This is a genomic window from Ruegeria sp. AN6, assembly GCF_056540425.1.
Window position 1 is genome coordinate 103,294 of the sequence record NZ_JBQFWR010000009.1, and the last position, 15,975, is coordinate 119,268.

19 protein-coding genes are annotated in these 15,975 nt (G+C 56.7%); 8 read left to right on the plus strand and 11 right to left on the minus strand.

Translation table 11 applies throughout. The annotated features are described in order from the left end of the window. Window positions 1-53: 53 nt before the first annotated feature. The 4 genes from ACR0MQ_RS14935 to ACR0MQ_RS14950 form a co-directional block, all read right to left on the minus strand. The gene (locus tag ACR0MQ_RS14935; RefSeq protein WP_170476646.1) at window positions 54-2,735 is read right to left on the minus strand and encodes an ATP-binding protein; all 2,682 of its coding nucleotides are present in this window, start codon (window positions 2,733-2,735) and stop codon (window positions 54-56) included. After that, entirely contained in the window at window positions 2,723-3,043 is a 321-nt protein-coding gene (locus ACR0MQ_RS14940) for a hypothetical protein (protein ID WP_480609062.1), read from the minus strand. Before ACR0MQ_RS14940 ends, ACR0MQ_RS14935 begins: the two co-directional genes overlap by 13 nt. After that, window positions 3,040-3,420, minus strand: coding sequence for a response regulator (locus tag ACR0MQ_RS14945; RefSeq protein WP_170775084.1), 381 nt, complete (start codon window positions 3,418-3,420; stop codon window positions 3,040-3,042). The genes ACR0MQ_RS14940 and ACR0MQ_RS14945 overlap by 4 nt, the downstream gene beginning before the upstream one ends. A gap of 78 nt (window positions 3,421-3,498) precedes the next feature. Beyond that, complete coding sequence (locus ACR0MQ_RS14950) at window positions 3,499-4,794, minus strand: helix-turn-helix transcriptional regulator (RefSeq protein ID WP_170775086.1); 1,296 nt, start codon at window positions 4,792-4,794, stop codon at window positions 3,499-3,501. Window positions 4,795-4,970: 176 nt separating this feature from the next. Between ACR0MQ_RS14950 and ACR0MQ_RS14955 the strand changes: the two genes are divergently transcribed. The 4 genes from ACR0MQ_RS14955 (at window position 4,971) to aat (ending at window position 8,195) form a co-directional block, all read left to right on the plus strand. Beyond that, window positions 4,971-5,507: a helix-turn-helix domain-containing protein gene (locus ACR0MQ_RS14955; RefSeq protein WP_010443260.1), complete on the plus strand. Its 537-nt coding sequence runs from the start codon at window positions 4,971-4,973 to the stop codon at window positions 5,505-5,507. Between the two features lie 150 nt (window positions 5,508-5,657). Further along, window positions 5,658-6,155 carry an acetyl-CoA carboxylase biotin carboxyl carrier protein gene (gene accB / locus ACR0MQ_RS14960; protein ID WP_170775088.1) on the plus strand — a complete coding sequence of 166 codons (498 nt, stop codon included), beginning with the start codon at window positions 5,658-5,660 and terminating at the stop codon, window positions 6,153-6,155. Window positions 6,156-6,164: 9 nt separating this feature from the next. Then, entirely contained in the window at window positions 6,165-7,514 is a 1,350-nt protein-coding gene (accC, locus tag ACR0MQ_RS14965) for an acetyl-CoA carboxylase biotin carboxylase subunit (protein WP_170775090.1), read from the plus strand. Between the two features lie 48 nt (window positions 7,515-7,562). Beyond that, a complete protein-coding gene (gene aat, locus ACR0MQ_RS14970; protein WP_480609067.1) occupies window positions 7,563-8,195 on the plus strand; it encodes a leucyl/phenylalanyl-tRNA--protein transferase in 633 nt (210 codons plus the stop codon). Here the strand turns inward: aat and ACR0MQ_RS14975 are convergent. The 6 genes from ACR0MQ_RS14975 to ACR0MQ_RS15000 all read right to left on the minus strand — a co-directional run bounded on the left by ACR0MQ_RS14975 (window position 8,159) and on the right by ACR0MQ_RS15000 (window position 12,021). Beyond that, entirely contained in the window at window positions 8,159-8,518 is a 360-nt protein-coding gene (locus ACR0MQ_RS14975) for a DUF2155 domain-containing protein (protein WP_170775094.1), read from the minus strand. The two genes, aat and ACR0MQ_RS14975, sit on opposite strands and share 37 nt — an antisense overlap. Continuing rightward, a complete protein-coding gene (gene mlaD, locus ACR0MQ_RS14980) occupies window positions 8,515-8,967 on the minus strand; it encodes an outer membrane lipid asymmetry maintenance protein MlaD (protein WP_010443265.1) in 453 nt (150 codons plus the stop codon). The genes ACR0MQ_RS14975 and mlaD overlap by 4 nt, the downstream gene beginning before the upstream one ends. A gap of 3 nt (window positions 8,968-8,970) precedes the next feature. Continuing rightward, window positions 8,971-9,354: an NADH:ubiquinone oxidoreductase subunit NDUFA12 gene (locus tag ACR0MQ_RS14985; protein WP_010443266.1), complete on the minus strand. Its 384-nt coding sequence runs from the start codon at window positions 9,352-9,354 to the stop codon at window positions 8,971-8,973. 79 nt (window positions 9,355-9,433) lie between these two features. Next, window positions 9,434-9,796: a RidA family protein gene (locus tag ACR0MQ_RS14990; RefSeq protein WP_170777120.1), complete on the minus strand. Its 363-nt coding sequence runs from the start codon at window positions 9,794-9,796 to the stop codon at window positions 9,434-9,436. 191 nt (window positions 9,797-9,987) lie between these two features. Then, window positions 9,988-11,253, minus strand: coding sequence for an ATP-dependent Clp protease ATP-binding subunit ClpX (clpX, locus tag ACR0MQ_RS14995; protein ID WP_170775098.1), 1,266 nt, complete (start codon window positions 11,251-11,253; stop codon window positions 9,988-9,990). Window positions 11,254-11,388: 135 nt separating this feature from the next. Next, window positions 11,389-12,021: an ATP-dependent Clp protease proteolytic subunit gene (locus tag ACR0MQ_RS15000; protein ID WP_010443269.1), complete on the minus strand. Its 633-nt coding sequence runs from the start codon at window positions 12,019-12,021 to the stop codon at window positions 11,389-11,391. A 295-nt stretch (window positions 12,022-12,316) separates the two neighbouring features. Between ACR0MQ_RS15000 and ACR0MQ_RS15005 the strand changes: the two genes are divergently transcribed. Both ACR0MQ_RS15005 and ACR0MQ_RS15010 read left to right on the plus strand, forming a co-directional pair. Next, the gene (locus tag ACR0MQ_RS15005; protein ID WP_480609072.1) at window positions 12,317-12,658 is read left to right on the plus strand and encodes an ArsR/SmtB family transcription factor; all 342 of its coding nucleotides are present in this window, start codon (window positions 12,317-12,319) and stop codon (window positions 12,656-12,658) included. Between the two features lie 188 nt (window positions 12,659-12,846). Continuing rightward, window positions 12,847-12,984, plus strand: a complete 138-nt coding sequence (locus tag ACR0MQ_RS15010; protein WP_010443271.1) for an entericidin A/B family lipoprotein — start codon at window positions 12,847-12,849, stop codon at window positions 12,982-12,984. A gap of 884 nt (window positions 12,985-13,868) precedes the next feature. Here the strand turns inward: ACR0MQ_RS15010 and ACR0MQ_RS15015 are convergent. Further along, window positions 13,869-14,111 (minus strand): hypothetical protein, encoded by a 243-nt coding sequence (locus ACR0MQ_RS15015; RefSeq protein WP_480609075.1) that lies wholly within the window; start codon window positions 14,109-14,111, stop codon window positions 13,869-13,871. A gap of 249 nt (window positions 14,112-14,360) precedes the next feature. Here ACR0MQ_RS15015 and ACR0MQ_RS15020 point away from each other — a divergent pair, with 249 nt between their 5' ends. Together ACR0MQ_RS15020 and ACR0MQ_RS15025 are read left to right on the plus strand one after the other, a co-directional pair. Beyond that, window positions 14,361-14,573, plus strand: coding sequence for a hypothetical protein (locus ACR0MQ_RS15020; RefSeq protein ID WP_170775100.1), 213 nt, complete (start codon window positions 14,361-14,363; stop codon window positions 14,571-14,573). A 241-nt stretch (window positions 14,574-14,814) separates the two neighbouring features. Beyond that, entirely contained in the window at window positions 14,815-15,624 is an 810-nt protein-coding gene (locus ACR0MQ_RS15025) for a hypothetical protein (RefSeq protein ID WP_480609078.1), read from the plus strand. Window positions 15,625-15,975: the final 351 nt, after the last annotated feature.

Here is a 15,975-nt window from a genome sequence, read left to right on the forward strand (position 1 = left end):
ACACCTAGGAATTGTGTAACCCGCAGATCGTTACAAATATCTTTATGACATCCTCATTGCGCGGCCTGCCGATAAGCAAGAGGCAGACTGACACGGAAGGCGGCTCCTGCCTGCCCCGGCAAATAGGCGACTTCGCCCCCTAGGCGCTGCATGATCTCGCGACAAATCGCCAAACCCAACCCGGCCCCACCCGCCTTGTCCGAGCCAACGCGGGCAAATTTCTCGAACACCAGCGATTGCGCCTCAGTCGGGATGCCGTCGCCATTGTCGATGAAATCAATCACCACCTGCCCGCCAACGTCATGCGCCGATATCGTCAGCACCGGTTCATCAGCGTCGCAGTATTTCTGAGCATTCGAGATCAAATTTATGAAAACCTGCCCCAGCCGATCCAGATCAGTGTAGAGCGGGATGCGTTCGTTGGCGCGCACCCGCCGCACACCAATCTTGCGATCACTGCCTGCCAGAGCGCTTGAGACAGCGCGATCCAATACCTCGTTCAGCGTTGCGTCATCCATATTCAGGCTGACCTGCCCGCTTTCCAGGACGCTCAAATCCAGCAGATCGTCCAGCAGCCGGGTCAGACGCAGCGACTCGTCATGAATGATCGCAGCATAGCGGGTCTGCTCATCTGCGCTCAGGCCCTCGGCGTCGCGCAGGATTTCGGAAAATGCGCGGATCGAGGTCATCGGCGTGCGCAATTCGTGGCTGACCTGACTGAGAAAGGCGTCTTTCTGCTTTGATACTTGGGTGAGCTTGGCGTTGGCCTCCCTTAACTGGCGCGCAGTGCGGCTGAGTTCAGCCGATTTCGCTTCGAGCTGGCTGGAGTATTCCAGCATCTGAGCGGATTCGTCGGCTACGGCCAGCAGGTCCTCGACCGAAACAGACGCACCACCCACGATCTGACCAATCATCGCATGGGCGGTTGCGGCACCTACCGAACCGCTGAGTTCACGTTCCAGCCGTTCCAGAAACTGCGGAGTTGGTTCGGGGAGACGTCCAGGCCGGCCATTCTGCCGTTCCGCTTCGGCCTGAAAGAATTCCTGCGCGGGTATGGTGCCCAAAATCCGCTGGGTCATGATCATCAGATCTTCGCTTTGCGCGACTGACCCGGTCCAGCCGCGCGCCGAAACCGAGTGGTCGAAGACATTGACGAATTGTGCACCCTGCAGGCGTTCCAGCGGGCTTGGAAAGCTGAGCATCGAAGCGACGCAGAAGGCGATTGTGTTCAATGACAGCGACCACATGACCGTATGCACCATAGGATCAATTCCTTCGATCCCAAAGAGCGCTTGCGGGCGTAGCCAACCCCAGCCGAAAGGTCCGTTTTCGATCACCGACGCCGGGATGATACCACCTTCCATGCCGGGCAGCAGCAGAGTGTAAATCCACAGGAAGAACCCAACACTGAGCCCCACCAACGCCCCGGTTCTGGTCGCACCGCGCCAGAACAAACCACCCACCAGAGCGGGCAGAATCTGAGAGATCCCGGCAAAGGCCACCAGACCGATTGAAGCCAGTGCAGCCCCGCCACCTGACAAGCTATAGTAGAAATAGCCCAGTGCCATGATCACAGCGATCGAGACACGGCGGGCCATCAGAACGATGGTCCGGACATCACCGGATACCGAGGCGGTGCCTTCCTGCGTATTCAGCCAGATCGGCATGACCACGTGGTTCGAGACCATGGTCGACAGCGCCATGGCCGTGACGATCACCATCGACGTAGCCGAGGAGAACCCGCCGATGAAAGACAGCATCGCCAGCCAGTCATTGCCCTGCGACAGCGGCACGGTCAGCACAAACAGGTCCGGGTTCGATCCCTCAGGCATCAGGTCCAGCCCGACCACCGCAATCGGCACCACAAAAAGGCTCATAAGTAGCAGATAAAGCGGAAAGGCCCAGGCTGCAGTGCGCAGGTGGCCTTCGTCATCATTCTCGACCACCATGACCTGAAACATCCTTGGCAGGCAGACAAAAGCCGCTGCCGAGAGGAAGATGAAAGTGGTCCAGCGCCCGGCATCCACATGCCACTGACCAATCTCAGACGCGTCGATCTGGTCCATCATCGGCCCCAGCCCCCCCGCGACGCCCCAGACGACAAAGATACCAACCGCCAGAAGCGCAAAGAGTTTAACGACTGATTCCAAGGCAATAGCCGTGACAACGCCGTGGTGGCGCTCATTTGCGTCCAGATTGCGAGTGCCGAAGAGGATCGCAAAGACCGCCAGACCGGCAGCGACCCAGAATACGCTGGATCCCTCGCGGTAAAGGCCGGTTGGGTCAGCCTCGGCAAAGATCGAAAAGGACAGCGTGATCGACTGCAATTGCAGCGCGATATACGGCGTGCCACCCAGCACCGCCAAGATCGTCACGCAAACCGCCAGGGTGTTGGACTTACCGTAACGCGACGAGATCAAGTCAGCGATGGAGGTCACGCGCTGGCTGCGTCCGATACGAACCAACTTGCGCAGGCCCCACCACCAGCTGATCATTACCAGAGTTGGACCCAAATAGATGGTCACAAATTCCAGTCCAGAACGCGCGGCGTTGCCGACCGCGCCATAGAATGTCCAGGCGGTGCAATAGATCGACAGAGACAGCGTATAGATCAGCGGGGACCGAAGCCATTTCCCACCTCCGCGTGCCGCAACCCGATCAGCGGTAAAGGCCACGCCGAACAGCAGCACCACGTAGCCCAGACAGACCAGGATCAGGACATTCAGCGTCGCCATGACTCGGCCCCGGGCTCGGCGCTCTCGCGTGCTGCCATACGCCTGGCAGCAATGCCAAAGACCACACTGATCAGAATCAGAACCCCCCAGCAGGCAAAGATGTAGAACATGGCTGAGGAAAGCGACAACGCCTCGGCACTTTCACTTTCATCAGGCCACAGAAGCGGTAGCGCAAGCAGGGCGGCCCCCAGAAATGGCAGCAGCCGCGCCGCATCAGCCAGTCTGCGCCGACGATAACCCTGCCGCTCGAGAAACAGAGACGGTCGGGCCGGCGAGGGCCGGTCTTTGCCGTCGTCCGGGGAATTCATGACTGTGACGCCTGCGCATGCAGGTCACGCACCGCCGTCAAAACCTCGGTATTCGAGAACGGCTTGGTCATGAAACGACTAACCCCGGCCTGTTCGGCCATCTCCCGGTCACGGGATTGCCCGCGTGCGGTCAGCATCAGGACGGGCAATGCCTTCATCTCCTCATGCTCGCGCAGATCACGCAGCACATCCATTCCGCTTTTACCCGGCAACATCACATCCAGAATCACCAAATCGGGCTGAGCGGACAGGATTATCTGCACCGCGTCCGTTCCCTCGGCATGCGTTTCAACCTGCCACCCTTCACGCGTCAGCAAAAAACGGATCGCCTCGGTGATATTGGGTTCATCCTCGATCAACAGAACCTTACGGCTCATATTTGTACTTCCTCCCCAGGACCGGTTGCACGTCCGGCCACCTGTCCAGACCAGCTTAAGCGCAGCGTCACGAAACTGTCAAAACCCTTCGCTCAAGATCGACGGTTCCCGACGTGCGCCGCAATCTCGTTTGGGGCAAATCCGACAACTGACCCCGACTTGCGCCGCGTTCTCCGTCGGCCGCACGGTGTCTTCAACCGGCAGCACCAACATGACCGAACGGTAGACCGGCTCGGCTCCGAACGCCTCGGCCGGTTGGGGGGAGGCGATGGCGAAACATTCAAACTGGGCGGCGGTGCGGCCAAGCTGCACGACGCGCTTGCGGATCGGCACCAGAGGACGGTTCAGCGCCGTGAACAAAGGCCAGAGCGGGCACGCCTCGCCATGGCGCGGCAGGGCAAAGCCCGGCGCAGGCTTATAGAAAAGAACGCTGCCCGAGGCGTCGCAGATCACCAGCCCTGCAGGACGTGCCAGCGTGCCTTCGGGCAGAAAGGCCAACCGTCGCAGCACCGTAACCAAATCCACCGAAAATGCTGCCGCCAGGGCCAGCGGGTCAGGATCTGTTGTATCAAGCGCGGAGCGCACCTGATCCAACGGCATGGCCAGCGCATCGGCTGCGTAAAGGTTCAGCAAGCCCGAGGCTACGGCGTTGGCGGCGGAGGACTCGAGCCCATCCAGCAGCACATCGGTTAATTCCCCTCCGGCTTCGAGTTCCGGGAAATGATATCCCTGTTCAGCAAAAAAGGCCTCGACCGCATCAAGGGGGATGCCACGCAGATCGCGTTGCCCGTCACTGTCATCAAGATAGGCCACAAGCGCTTTGGAGCTTTCAGCGAGCCGCTCGGCATCCTGATGCAGATTGCGATGGAAGCGGTCGCGCCATTCGGCCTCGATCTCTCCGGGTTCGGCCAGAATCGCGGCAGTTGAGCGGATGGCGGCAGCGGTCGACAGCACCTCATGCATCGAAGCGGCCAGATGTGGGTCATGGGTCAAACGATCCGAAAGGGTTTCGACTGTACGTTCCAATGTCACTACGCGGCGATGCATCTGTGCCAGAACACCGGACCAGCCAGGAAAACGCCCGGCGAATTCTTCGAGCCCGTCAACCTCGGCCTTTTGACCAACCGAATCTGCCGCCGCCTCGCGCAGGGCAGAGATGAGCGTATCTTCTATCCCTTGCGTCAGCAGCGATGGTTCCACTGACAATGCCGCCGCAATATCAATCAGAAGCTTGCCACCAATGCGGCGGCGATTGTGTTCGATCAGGTTCAGATACGATGCCGAAATCCCCACCTGCCGCGCCAGTTCCGCCTGTCGCAACCCAGAGATTTGCCGCCTTTCGCGTATCCGGCTGCCGGTAAGGGTATCTCGCATCTTGTTTGTATCCTTGACGACTGCAAACTGATTTGCAGAATAACTTCATGATTTTTAACCCTTGGCGAAGAATTATCAAAGAAGATTTACAACTTTGACAGAGACAACAGAAAGAAACCCACCCTTTCCCGCCACCTGCTCTTCTAATTCAACGCAATACCCGTCACGATAAGTACATGAGCGATCCCGCCTTCGAATACGCCCCTATCGGCCTTGTTGAGCTTGAGAACCGGATCATCCGGCGGTGCAATTTGCAATTTGCGCGGACCTTTGGCGGGGATGAAGCTGATTACCGCAACATGCCCTTGCTACATCTTTATCCCTCGGTTGCCGACTGGGAGCGGATTGGAGCACGCAGCCTGCAAGTGATGCGCGACACCGGGTACTATACGGATGAACGAGTTATGCGGAGGCGCGACGGGGACCTGTTTTGGTGCCGTGCACGAGGGCGGTCCCTTACGCCCGACGATCCGTTTCGTCACGGGATATGGAGCTTTTCGGATATCTCTGAAGAACGCCCACTTGTGCAATTGACCACCCGCGAACGCGAAGTCGCCATCCTGTCCTGCCGCGGCCTGTCTGCAAAAGAAATCGGAGTGGAATTGGGGCTGAGTTATCGCACAATCGAGGCCTATCGCGCTCGTCTTCTAGAGAAATATGGCGCTCGAAAGCTGCCCGAGTTGGTGGCAAAACTGTCAGGGACGCCGCTGTAATTGCAGCGCCCCTCGAACTTGAAGCGAAAACCCCTATTTAACGGGCTCAGTCGACGCTTTTCATGGGCGTCTGCATAGCTTATAACCCTGCGTAATCAGACCAAGCCCGCAGGGAACAGACGGGCCATAGGGGAACCTTCGAGGACACTCATGACAGATACCAAACACGAAGCGGATGTCGCGTTTATCAAGGCACTGGCCGAACTGCTGCGCGAAAACGACCTGACCGAACTGCAGGTCAAACGCGAATATGGCGATGACGACAGCCTGAATGTCCGCGTCAGCCGTATGTCGCAGACTGTTGCCGCTCCGGTTCAGGTGGCGGTTCCTGCGGCAGCACCCGCAGCCGCACCTGCTGCTGCACCCGCACCAGCCGCAGAGGCGCCTGCTGCGATGGACGATCCCGCCAGCCACCCCGGCGCGGTGACTTCGCCCATGGTCGGCACCGTTTACATGCAGCCCGAACCGGGCGCGCCTGCATTTATCTCGATTGGTGCGTCGGTATCCGAAGGCGACACGCTGCTGATCGTCGAAGCCATGAAGACCATGAACCACATCCACGCACCCAAGTCGGGCACCATCAAGCGCATTCTGGTCGGCGATGGTGATGCCGTGGAATTCGGCACGCCTCTGGTCATCGTTGAGTAAGGCGGGCCCATGTTCGACAAAATCCTGATTGCCAACCGAGGCGAGATCGCCCTACGCGTGATCCGTGCTGCCCGCGAGATGGGGATCAAGACGGTCGCCGTGCATTCCACCGCCGACAGCGACGCGATGCATGTGCGCATGGCGGACGAATCGGTCTGCATTGGCCCACCGCCCGGCCCGCAAAGCTATCTGTCCGTGCCCGCGATCATCTCGGCCTGTGAAATCACCGGCGCGCAGGCGATCCATCCTGGCTATGGCTTCCTGTCCGAGAATGCCGAATTTGTGCAGATCGTCGAAGATCACGGCATCACCTTCATCGGACCCACCGCGGAACATATTCGCGTCATGGGCGATAAGATTACCGCCAAGGACACGATGAAGGAACTGGGCGTGCCTTGCGTTCCCGGCTCCGATGGCGGCGTTCCCACACTGGAAGATGCCAAGCGCATCGGCGAAGAGTTCGGCTATCCCGTCATCATCAAAGCCACCGCCGGCGGCGGTGGTCGCGGCATGAAAGTCGCGATGACCGCAGATGAGATGGAAAGCGCCTTCATGACCGCGCGCGCCGAAGGCAAAGCAGCCTTTGGCAATGATGAGGTCTATATCGAGAAATACCTGACGACGCCGCGCCACATCGAGATTCAGGTCTTTGGCGACGGCAAGGGCAAGGCGGTTCATCTGGGCGAGCGCGACTGCTCGCTGCAGCGTCGCCACCAGAAAGTGTTCGAAGAGGCCCCCGGCCCATGCATCACCCCTGAAGAACGCGCCAAGATCGGTAAGGTTTGCGCCGACGCGGTGGCCAAGATCAACTATATCGGCGCTGGCACCATCGAGTTCCTCTATGAGAATGGCGAGTTCTACTTCATCGAGATGAATACCCGTCTGCAGGTGGAACATCCGGTGACCGAAGGCATCTTTGGCGTCGATCTGGTACGAGAGCAGATCCTTGTCGCCGCTGGTGAGGACATGTCGTTCGGTCAGGACGATTTGGAGATCAACGGTCACGCCATTGAGGTTCGTATCAACGCGGAAAAACTGCCGAACTTCTCGCCTTGCCCCGGTAAGATCACGGCCTATCACGCGCCGGGTGGTCTGGGTGTGCGGATGGATTCGGCGCTCTATGATGGCTACTCGATCCCGCCGTACTACGACTCGCTGATCGCAAAGCTGATCGTGCAAGGCCGCGACCGAGCTGAAGCATTGGCCCGTCTGGAACGCGCGTTGGGAGAGCTAATCGTCGACGGCATCGACACCACCGTGCCGCTGTTCCACGCGCTGTTACAGGAACCAGACCTGCATAGCGGTGACTACAACATCCACTGGCTGGAGCACTGGCTTGCGGAGAACATGGCCCAATAGGAAAACGGGATCAGAGGGCTACGGCCCTCTGGTCCCGGGGCACCCGGCATGAGCCTTTCCCCTGAACTTCTGCTGCATGGCTACTCCATCGGCATCTTTCCGATGGCAGAGCACCGCGATGACCCCGAGCTGTTCTGGGTCGATCCGAAGATTCGCGGCGTGTTCCCGCTGGATGGCTTTCACATCTCACGTAGTCTGGCGCGTCGCTTGCGGGCGTGTGGGTTCACGATAAGCATCAATCGCGATTTTGCGGGCGTGGTGGATGGTTGCGCCGACCGATCGGAAACCTGGATCAATCCTGAACTGCGCCGCCTGTATCAGGAACTACATCGGGCAGGCCGCGCGCATTCCCTCGAAGTCTGGGAGGGTGCTTCGCTGATTGGCGGGGTCTATGGTGTGGTTCTGGGCGCAGCCTTTTTTGGCGAAAGCATGTTTTCGCGCCGCACGGACGCATCAAAGATCGCACTTGCCTATCTGGTGGATCGGTTGCGCCAAACCGGGTTCACGCTGTTCGATACGCAGTTTTTGACCGCGCATCTGGCCTCATTGGGCGCGATCGAAATCCCGCGTGCAGTTTATCACAGCGAGTTGAAACAAGCGATTGATCTAAAAGCGGATTTCACCACTGATCTGCAGCAGACGCCTCAGGGTGTGATACAGCGGATCACCCAGACATCGTAACGCGCATGGTCCAGCGCGTTCAGCGCGGGTGAGGTCGCGATCATCCAGCCATCAAATAACTGCTGCGCCTTGCCCTGTTCCCAGATAGTCAGATAGGCAAAGGCGTCGCCTGTGGGGTTGTCAGCCGGGTAGCGGCAATCGCCCAGTGCAACGTCCAACCCGAACACGGTCGCCGTCTGTCCGTTCTGAACCTCGATATCCAAGGTCTGCCCGCTAACCTTATCCAGCCCGCGCAGCATGGCGCCCGGACCGGATTCTACCTTTTGCTGTGCAGCCGCAGCAGTCACGGTGACCAGCAGCGCAGCGAGGGCCGCACGGATCATTCGCTGCCGTCCCCTGCAACAAACTTGACCAACAATGAGATCAGGCTGACCGCGCCCTGCGTGTCCTCGATCTCATCACCCGGCTCAAAATAGAACGGAGAGCCGCCGGGCATCACCTCAACAAAATTGCCTCCCAGCAAACCTTCTGAGGAAATTACAACTGCGCTGTCATCCGGGATCAGAATGCCATCCGCCACAGAAAATTGTGTATCGGCACGGTAGGTGTCAGAATTCAGTGTAACGCCCGTTACTGTACCGATTTTCACACCGGCTAGGCGCACATCAGTTCCAACGCCGACACCTTCAAGAGAACGAAAAGACGCGCCCAGCTCGTATCCTGCGCTGGACTGGGACAGGCCAGTGGACTGGCTGGCATAGACGCCAAAAGCAATGGCGCAGGCCAGCACGGCACCGCCGACAATAACTTCGGTCTTGGTATGAGCTGACATTGCTTATTCCGGGCTCCACGCCTCGTAATCCGAGCGCTCTACCGGATCAGCACGGCGCAGCGACCCTGCCGGAGCATAGGCCAGCGCGGTTCCCGTCAGGTTTTCCTGATGCGGTTTCTCCCAGGATTTGTGGGCCAGAGGTTTGTCGGTTGGCGGTTCATCCCAAGTGCGATGCAGCCATCCATGCCAATCAGGGTCAATCCGGCTGGCCTCGGCCTCACCATTGAAGATCACCCAACGTTTGCTGTCGTCTGCGTTACGATAGAACACGTTGCCTTCATCGTCTTCACCGACCTTGATCCCTTTGCGCGCAGTGTAGAACTGCGTGTTCAGGGTGGCTCCGTTCCACCAGGTCACGGCCCGCAAAAGACTGTTCAGGATTCCCATCGGCTGCCTCCGGCATTTCTGTCCCCGAAGATATGGACCAAAGGCACGCTGAGGTCCAGTGCCACCGGGCTTGCCTGCGTCATTCCGGCAGAATAGCGGTAACTTCAATTTCAATCCGGTATTTCGGATCGATCAACCCGCATTCAATCATCGTGGCTGCGGGAGGGTTCGCGCCAAACGTCTCGGCCAAAACAGGCCAGCAAGGCTCAAACTCGGTGCGATCCGGCAACATATAGGTGACGCGCACGACGTCTGAGAATGATGAGCCAGCCTCGATAAGCGCATTTTCGATAATCGACAGAGCCGAGCGACATTGGTCAACCACCGTGTCCCCCTGACCTACAGTCCCCGCGACATGAACCCAGCCTCTAGTGACAACTGCGCGGCAATAGCCGGCCTTGGCCTCGAATTCGCCGCCAGAAGATATCCGTTTGATTGCCATGGTCGCCTACTAAAATTGCCTCAATGACCTCAAAGCCGATTCAATGCGAGGCTCTGCCTCGCGCTCCGAAGCATTTATAGCCAGATGAAGAGCGGACCCCTGCTTCATCTGGCTATAAATACCTCGGGGGGTCACCCAACGGCGACGGGGACAGAGCCCCCTAACCAGTGCCGCGGGCAATCAGCCTCGGCTCAACCAGCGGAAGCAGATTCAGCTGTGTCAGCGTAGATGATCAGCGGTTGCGACTCTGACGTCACCGCCTCTTCGTTGACCACAACTTCGGTCACATTCTTCATGCCCGGCAGCTCGAACATCGTATCCAGCAGGATATCTTCGAGGATCGAGCGCAAGCCACGTGCGCCGGTTTTGCGTTCAATAGCCTTCTTGGCGATGGCTTTCAGCGCGTCATCGGTAAAGCCCAGTTCGGCGTCTTCCAGTTCGAACAGGCGCTGGTATTGCTTGACCAAAGCGTTCTTGGGGCTGGTCAAGATGGTAACCAGCGCATCTTCGTCCAGATCTTCGAGTGTTGCCAGAACCGGCAGACGACCAACAAATTCAGGGATCAGGCCAAACTTCAGCAGATCCTCGGGTTCAAGATCCTTGAAGATCTCGCCCACACCTCGTTCGTCATTGTCGCGGACATCAGCCCCAAAGCCCATAGCCGAGCCCTTGCCGCGCTGCGCAATGATCTTGTCGAGGCCTGCAAAGGCACCACCACAGATAAACAGGATATTTGTGGTATCCACCTGCAAGAATTCCTGCTGGGGATGCTTACGGCCACCCTGCGGCGGAACGCTGGCCACGGTGCCTTCCATCAGCTTCAGCAGCGCCTGCTGCACACCCTCACCCGAGACATCGCGAGTGATCGATGGATTCTCGGACTTACGAGTGATCTTGTCGACTTCGTCGATATAGACGATGCCGCGTTGTGCGCGTTCGACATTGTATTCGCTGGCTTGAAGCAGCTTAAGAATGATGTTTTCGACATCCTCACCCACGTAGCCGGCTTCCGTCAGCGTGGTTGCGTCCGCCATCGTAAACGGCACATCCAGAATCCGTGCCAGCGTTTGCGCCAGCAAGGTCTTTCCGCAACCGGTGGGACCGATCAACAGGATGTTGGATTTGGCAAGCTCGATATCACTGCCCGCTTTCTGGGCGTGATTCAGACGCTTGTAGTGGTTGTGTACCGCAACCGACAGAACCCGCTTGGCGGTGGCCTGACCGATCACATAATCATCCAACACTTCGCAGATATCCTTGGGCGTTGGCACGCCGTCCGAGGATTTCAGGCCGCTGGCCTTGGTCTCTTCACGGATGATATCCATGCACAGCTCGACACATTCGTCGCAAATGAACACGGTCGGGCCTGCGATCAGCTTACGCACCTCATGCTGGCTTTTGCCGCAAAAGCTACAATAGAGCGTGTTCTTGCCGTCACCGCCTGAATTCGTCGCCATGCTTTACCCCTCGGGCTCCGTCTCAGCAGCCCGTCTCGGGGCCGCGCTTGCCGTATATGCCTGCAGCTTAGGCCAGCCCTCTGGCAGCTACAATCTCAAAATCAATCCTCACGCCTGACGCGCGCGGATTTGAACCTAGGCGTCGTCGCCGTCCATTTTGGCGCGGTTTTCGACGATCTCGTCGATGTGACCCCACTCCTTGGCCTCTTCCGGGCTCATAAAATTGTCGCGATCCAGAGCCTTTTCAACCGCCTTTTTTGTCTGACCCGTATGACGAACATAGATATCATACAGGCGATCCTTCAGCTTTTGGGTCTCTGCTGCGTGAATCATAATGTCGCTGGCTTGACCTTGATATCCACCGCTGGGCTGATGCACCATGATCCGGCTGTTGGGCAGAGAAAACCGCATTCCCTTCTCGCCACCAGCCAAAAGAACGGACCCCATCGAAGCCGCCTGACCGATCACCAATGTAGAACATTTCGGCTTGATATACTGCATTGTGTCGTAAATCGACAAACCGCTAGTGACCACGCCACCGGGCGAATTGATGTAGATCGAGATTTCCTTGTTCGGGTTTTCAGCCTCGAGATGCAGCAGCTGAGCGACGACCAGATGGCTCATTCCATCGTGGATCGGTCCGTTGATGAAAATAATTCGCTCTTTCAGAAGGCGCGAGAAAATATCATACGCGCGTTCGCCCCGGCTGGTCTGCTCGACGACCATGGGGACGAGAGTGTTCATATATGTTTCAACTGGATCGAACATTCGGAACCTGCCTGCTTTGCGATGGATCGGGACTTTACCCGAAGAAGAGTTACCCGAGTCTTAGTGCTGCTGTTGGGGGGCTGCAAGGGGGGCTGAGCGTTCCGAGGAATTCCTTCGGTTTCCGAAACTCCTCCACGAGAGGTCTGGCAAACCGACAGGAATATACCATATAACATCACGTTATTTTGATCCGTGCATATAGTGATACATGCCTAGTAGTTGTACCAATTGCACTTTCAACCTAGTAACTTCAGACAATCTCGAACTTGGGCGAATATAATCGAGGAACACGATCATGGCTTTGCCGCAAATGACCGAAGATTTGTCACAGTCCGAACTTGAGCGGATGGTTGAAAACGCAACCCGTGCGTCGAATTTTCTCAAGGCGATCAGCCACGAAGGGCGTTTAATGATCCTGTGCCACCTTGTTTCCGGCGAGAAATCCGTGACCGAGTTAGAGCGGCTGCTGTCGGCCCGGCAGGCGGCCGTCTCACAGCAGTTGTCACGCCTCAGATTGGAGGGGCTTGTCGTTCCCAGACGGGAGGGCAAGACAATCTACTACCGATTAGCGGACGAAAGACCCGCGCGGATACTTGAGGTGGTGTACGAGCTGTTCTGTAGTCCGGAAGCAGGCTAATCCTTGTAAATCTGGCTAAAATCCAAGGTGTAACTGGAAACGGGCCCAAGGCCTTCTCCGTAGTCTTGAGGTCGTATTTACGCGCCGTTCGCTATACGAGCGATGTAAGCGACGGAGCCTTTAAAATCAGTGGCTCTGATACATAAAAACTGCTACCCAATTCGAGACAATCACTTATGGAGCAATCGATGATCCGAGCAATTCTAATTGGCCTGGCCCTATTCACACTTACCGCTTGCGAGACCGCAAAGGGTGCGGGCAAAGACATCGAAAATGCAGGCGATGCTATCCAGAACGCGGCTGAGGACGTTCAGGAAAACATCTGATTGCGACGGGATGTTGCGGTTTAGCAACGCCTAATCCGCAATATGTAGTTGCCAGACCCAAACAACAGGCGTAGTGTCGTCCGCACAGGTGCATAGACGCGGCATTGCATTTCTGACACTTCTACGGGGTTCTTTTGCGCAAGCAAAAGAACCCCGTTCCGTTCCGGAGGTTTGTGCGTGGTAGCCTGTATGAACCTTAAGTTCTAAAAAAGGAAAAGGCGCCAGGTGCTCAGACGCGGTCTTTGCATGCATCCTTACGGACACTCCTGACGCCTTGCCGGTTCGAACCGCCCGAGGGGCGTCCCGATCCAGTTGCCTCTGCCCCCGAAGAGGCATTGGCGACTGCCACACGCGCTATGTCGCGTCGCAGCCCGCGCAGACCTTCTGAGAAGCTGACCACCTAATCCGAACCGAAGCCCAGTTTATCTGATCCACTACCGGTAAACCATTGCAACCAAGAGCAAATCCTAAAACCTGCCTTTGTCGCCGTGGCCCCCTTGGCCTTTGCGTCCAGCCCCTGTTCCGAAGATCAGAAGCCGTATCCAGACTTTTGCATCAGGACCCTGTTCGGGCAAGAAAATAGCACTGCAGCATGAAAATTAGACGGGGATAAACTGTTGATATCCGGCGGGAGATAATTGTGGATAACCCGAGAATTTGCGTCATGACACAGGCTTGGACGCAGACAAATTAAAAAGCGTACTACGAGCCCGATATCACCCAGTTTCTGCACTTGCGAAGGTTCTGAGCGTTGTTCTTGAGGTGCTGAACCAAAGGAATCGGTATTCTGAACCCCGATTTTTCGAATCGAAGAACCAATGATTCCTTAGCGCACGTGACAATTCCATTCACTTGCGATCCTCAGGACGAGTTGGCATGCCGGATTAACGTAACCCCATCTGATTGCGCGCAAACGCATTGGTGAAATCACCTCTTCCGAAATCGGCCAAGTGTTCATCATTTCTAATGCGCTTTTGGGCAGCCCTGTATTGCGCAAATACTTTTTGTATTCTGTAAACTAATGCGCATGGCACCTGTTTCGTATTGGGATCCGACAGGAGCAGGCATTCACTTGAACTGCCACCAATCGCCAATGTCACAATAGTGCCAAAAACACGGTAGTGCATTGGCGGTTCATGTTAAGACCGAAACGTCATAGGCTGCGAAATGGGCTGCAAACGGAGGAACCAATCATTATACGAACAATCGTACTCGCGTTTGTGGCAAGCGTCATTGCAAGCCCTTCTTTTGCGACGTTTCTTGTGTCCTGTGAAGCACCTGATGAGTCAGGCGTTGCGGTAGCATTTGGCTTTGGATCCGTACCCGGCCTTGCGATTGTCAGCGCGACTATCCACGCGGATGGACAGGACTGGAGCATGACAGAGACAGAAGGTGCCCTGCCCCTTGTTTTGGCGCAGGGGGCTGCGGAGAACACGCACACATTGCTGGATTTCACCGATCCTGAGTTTGACCGCATTGTTGCATCAGTGCGGCTGATAACGGCTGTTGAAGGCGACGACCAAATCACCGTTGGCACGCTCAAGATCACGGAGGTCGGGGTCTTTCCGCTGGTCTGCGAAGGACCATGACCCACATCTTCGCTAGGAACGTGTGGGCGGGCACAGGGAGAGTACCAATGCCTCTGAACTAGTGAACGAACATCCAGTAATAGCTTCATTTTCCGTTTTTTAGCGATCTCAACCCGCACCTGGCCTATAGACATGAGGTTAACCCCCGGGACATGTTCAGAAGTGGCATTTTCTAGCTACATTCCAGACTACGCCCGTCCGGCAACCTTCTAACGGCCGTGCCACCGCAGGAGACAGTCGCATGATCCAAGAAATACATCGACCCGGAGATCCAGTAGCTGACATTCTCTTCAATTGGCTTCCATTTCTTGGGATGGTTGCGCTCGGCGTAGTAGGATTGGTCATCACTGCGCGGGGCTATCGGCACTATCTGAATTCGACATATTTGAAGCGAGCCGGTCGACCTGGGCAGGCGCGTGTGACCGACAAGTGGGTCAAGAAGGGCCACGTTGCTCGCGACGAACGGAATCGCACGAAACCTTCGAAACGTCACTTTTTGCGCTTCCAACTTTTGGATGACCCGCGCGCATTTTCCCTAAAAGAAATCGCTCCGATAGACCTTTGGAACGCGGTCGAGGTCGGCGACATGGTCGACGTGCTCTATCACCCGCAGCGGCGCTTGATGCGCCTTGCTGCCTGGACGAACTACAGCGGGACAAACGCAGGTGCAGCCCAGATGGCAATTGGTGCGGTCATGCTGTCAGCAGCCGTCGCTTCTGTTGCAGAAGGCGCAGTCTCGGCTTTGCGAAGTCCTGAGCAGCGCATTGCTGGCGAAAAATGGGTTCGTAGCAAGGCAGAGGTTTTGAACATGGGCAAGCCCGCGGATCCGTATCTGCGCATGTTTGCTCCAGGGTCCCGGATGATCCGCGTCGTGTTCGGAGAAACCCATGGAGGCGCATTCTTAGGGAATGAGCGCATTATCCATGTCACTCCAGCAGAAATCGAAACTTACGACATCGACGAAGGCGCGATCCTAGGTGCCTGGATGGACCCGGAGAATGAATTCAATGCTGTTCTGGACCTTGAGCGGCGTGACACAGATTTGCGTTGATTGTTTTGGATCGAATTGTACGGCGACAAATACACTCAGATGGTGGGTTTGTCCCGGATTGTGTGATTGATCGCGGTTGCAAAGAAAGTGCAGTCTTGATTCTGAAAAAGTCGAAGTACTGAATGACCAAATTTGCAACGCGAGCATCGGCATCGCTTTGTGTCTACCGCATATGAAAACATGCTGCGACAGCGCTCTCTGAATTTCAAAAGTCTAGAAGCTCCGCGAGTTGCACGTTGATGATTGATCTGATGCTGCGTTGTCGATGAATGTCGGCAATGTGGGCTACGACCGTAGCATACGAATTGGCCGGTGAATGTTTCTTTTCGGCCGTGTGATCGGGTAATAAAT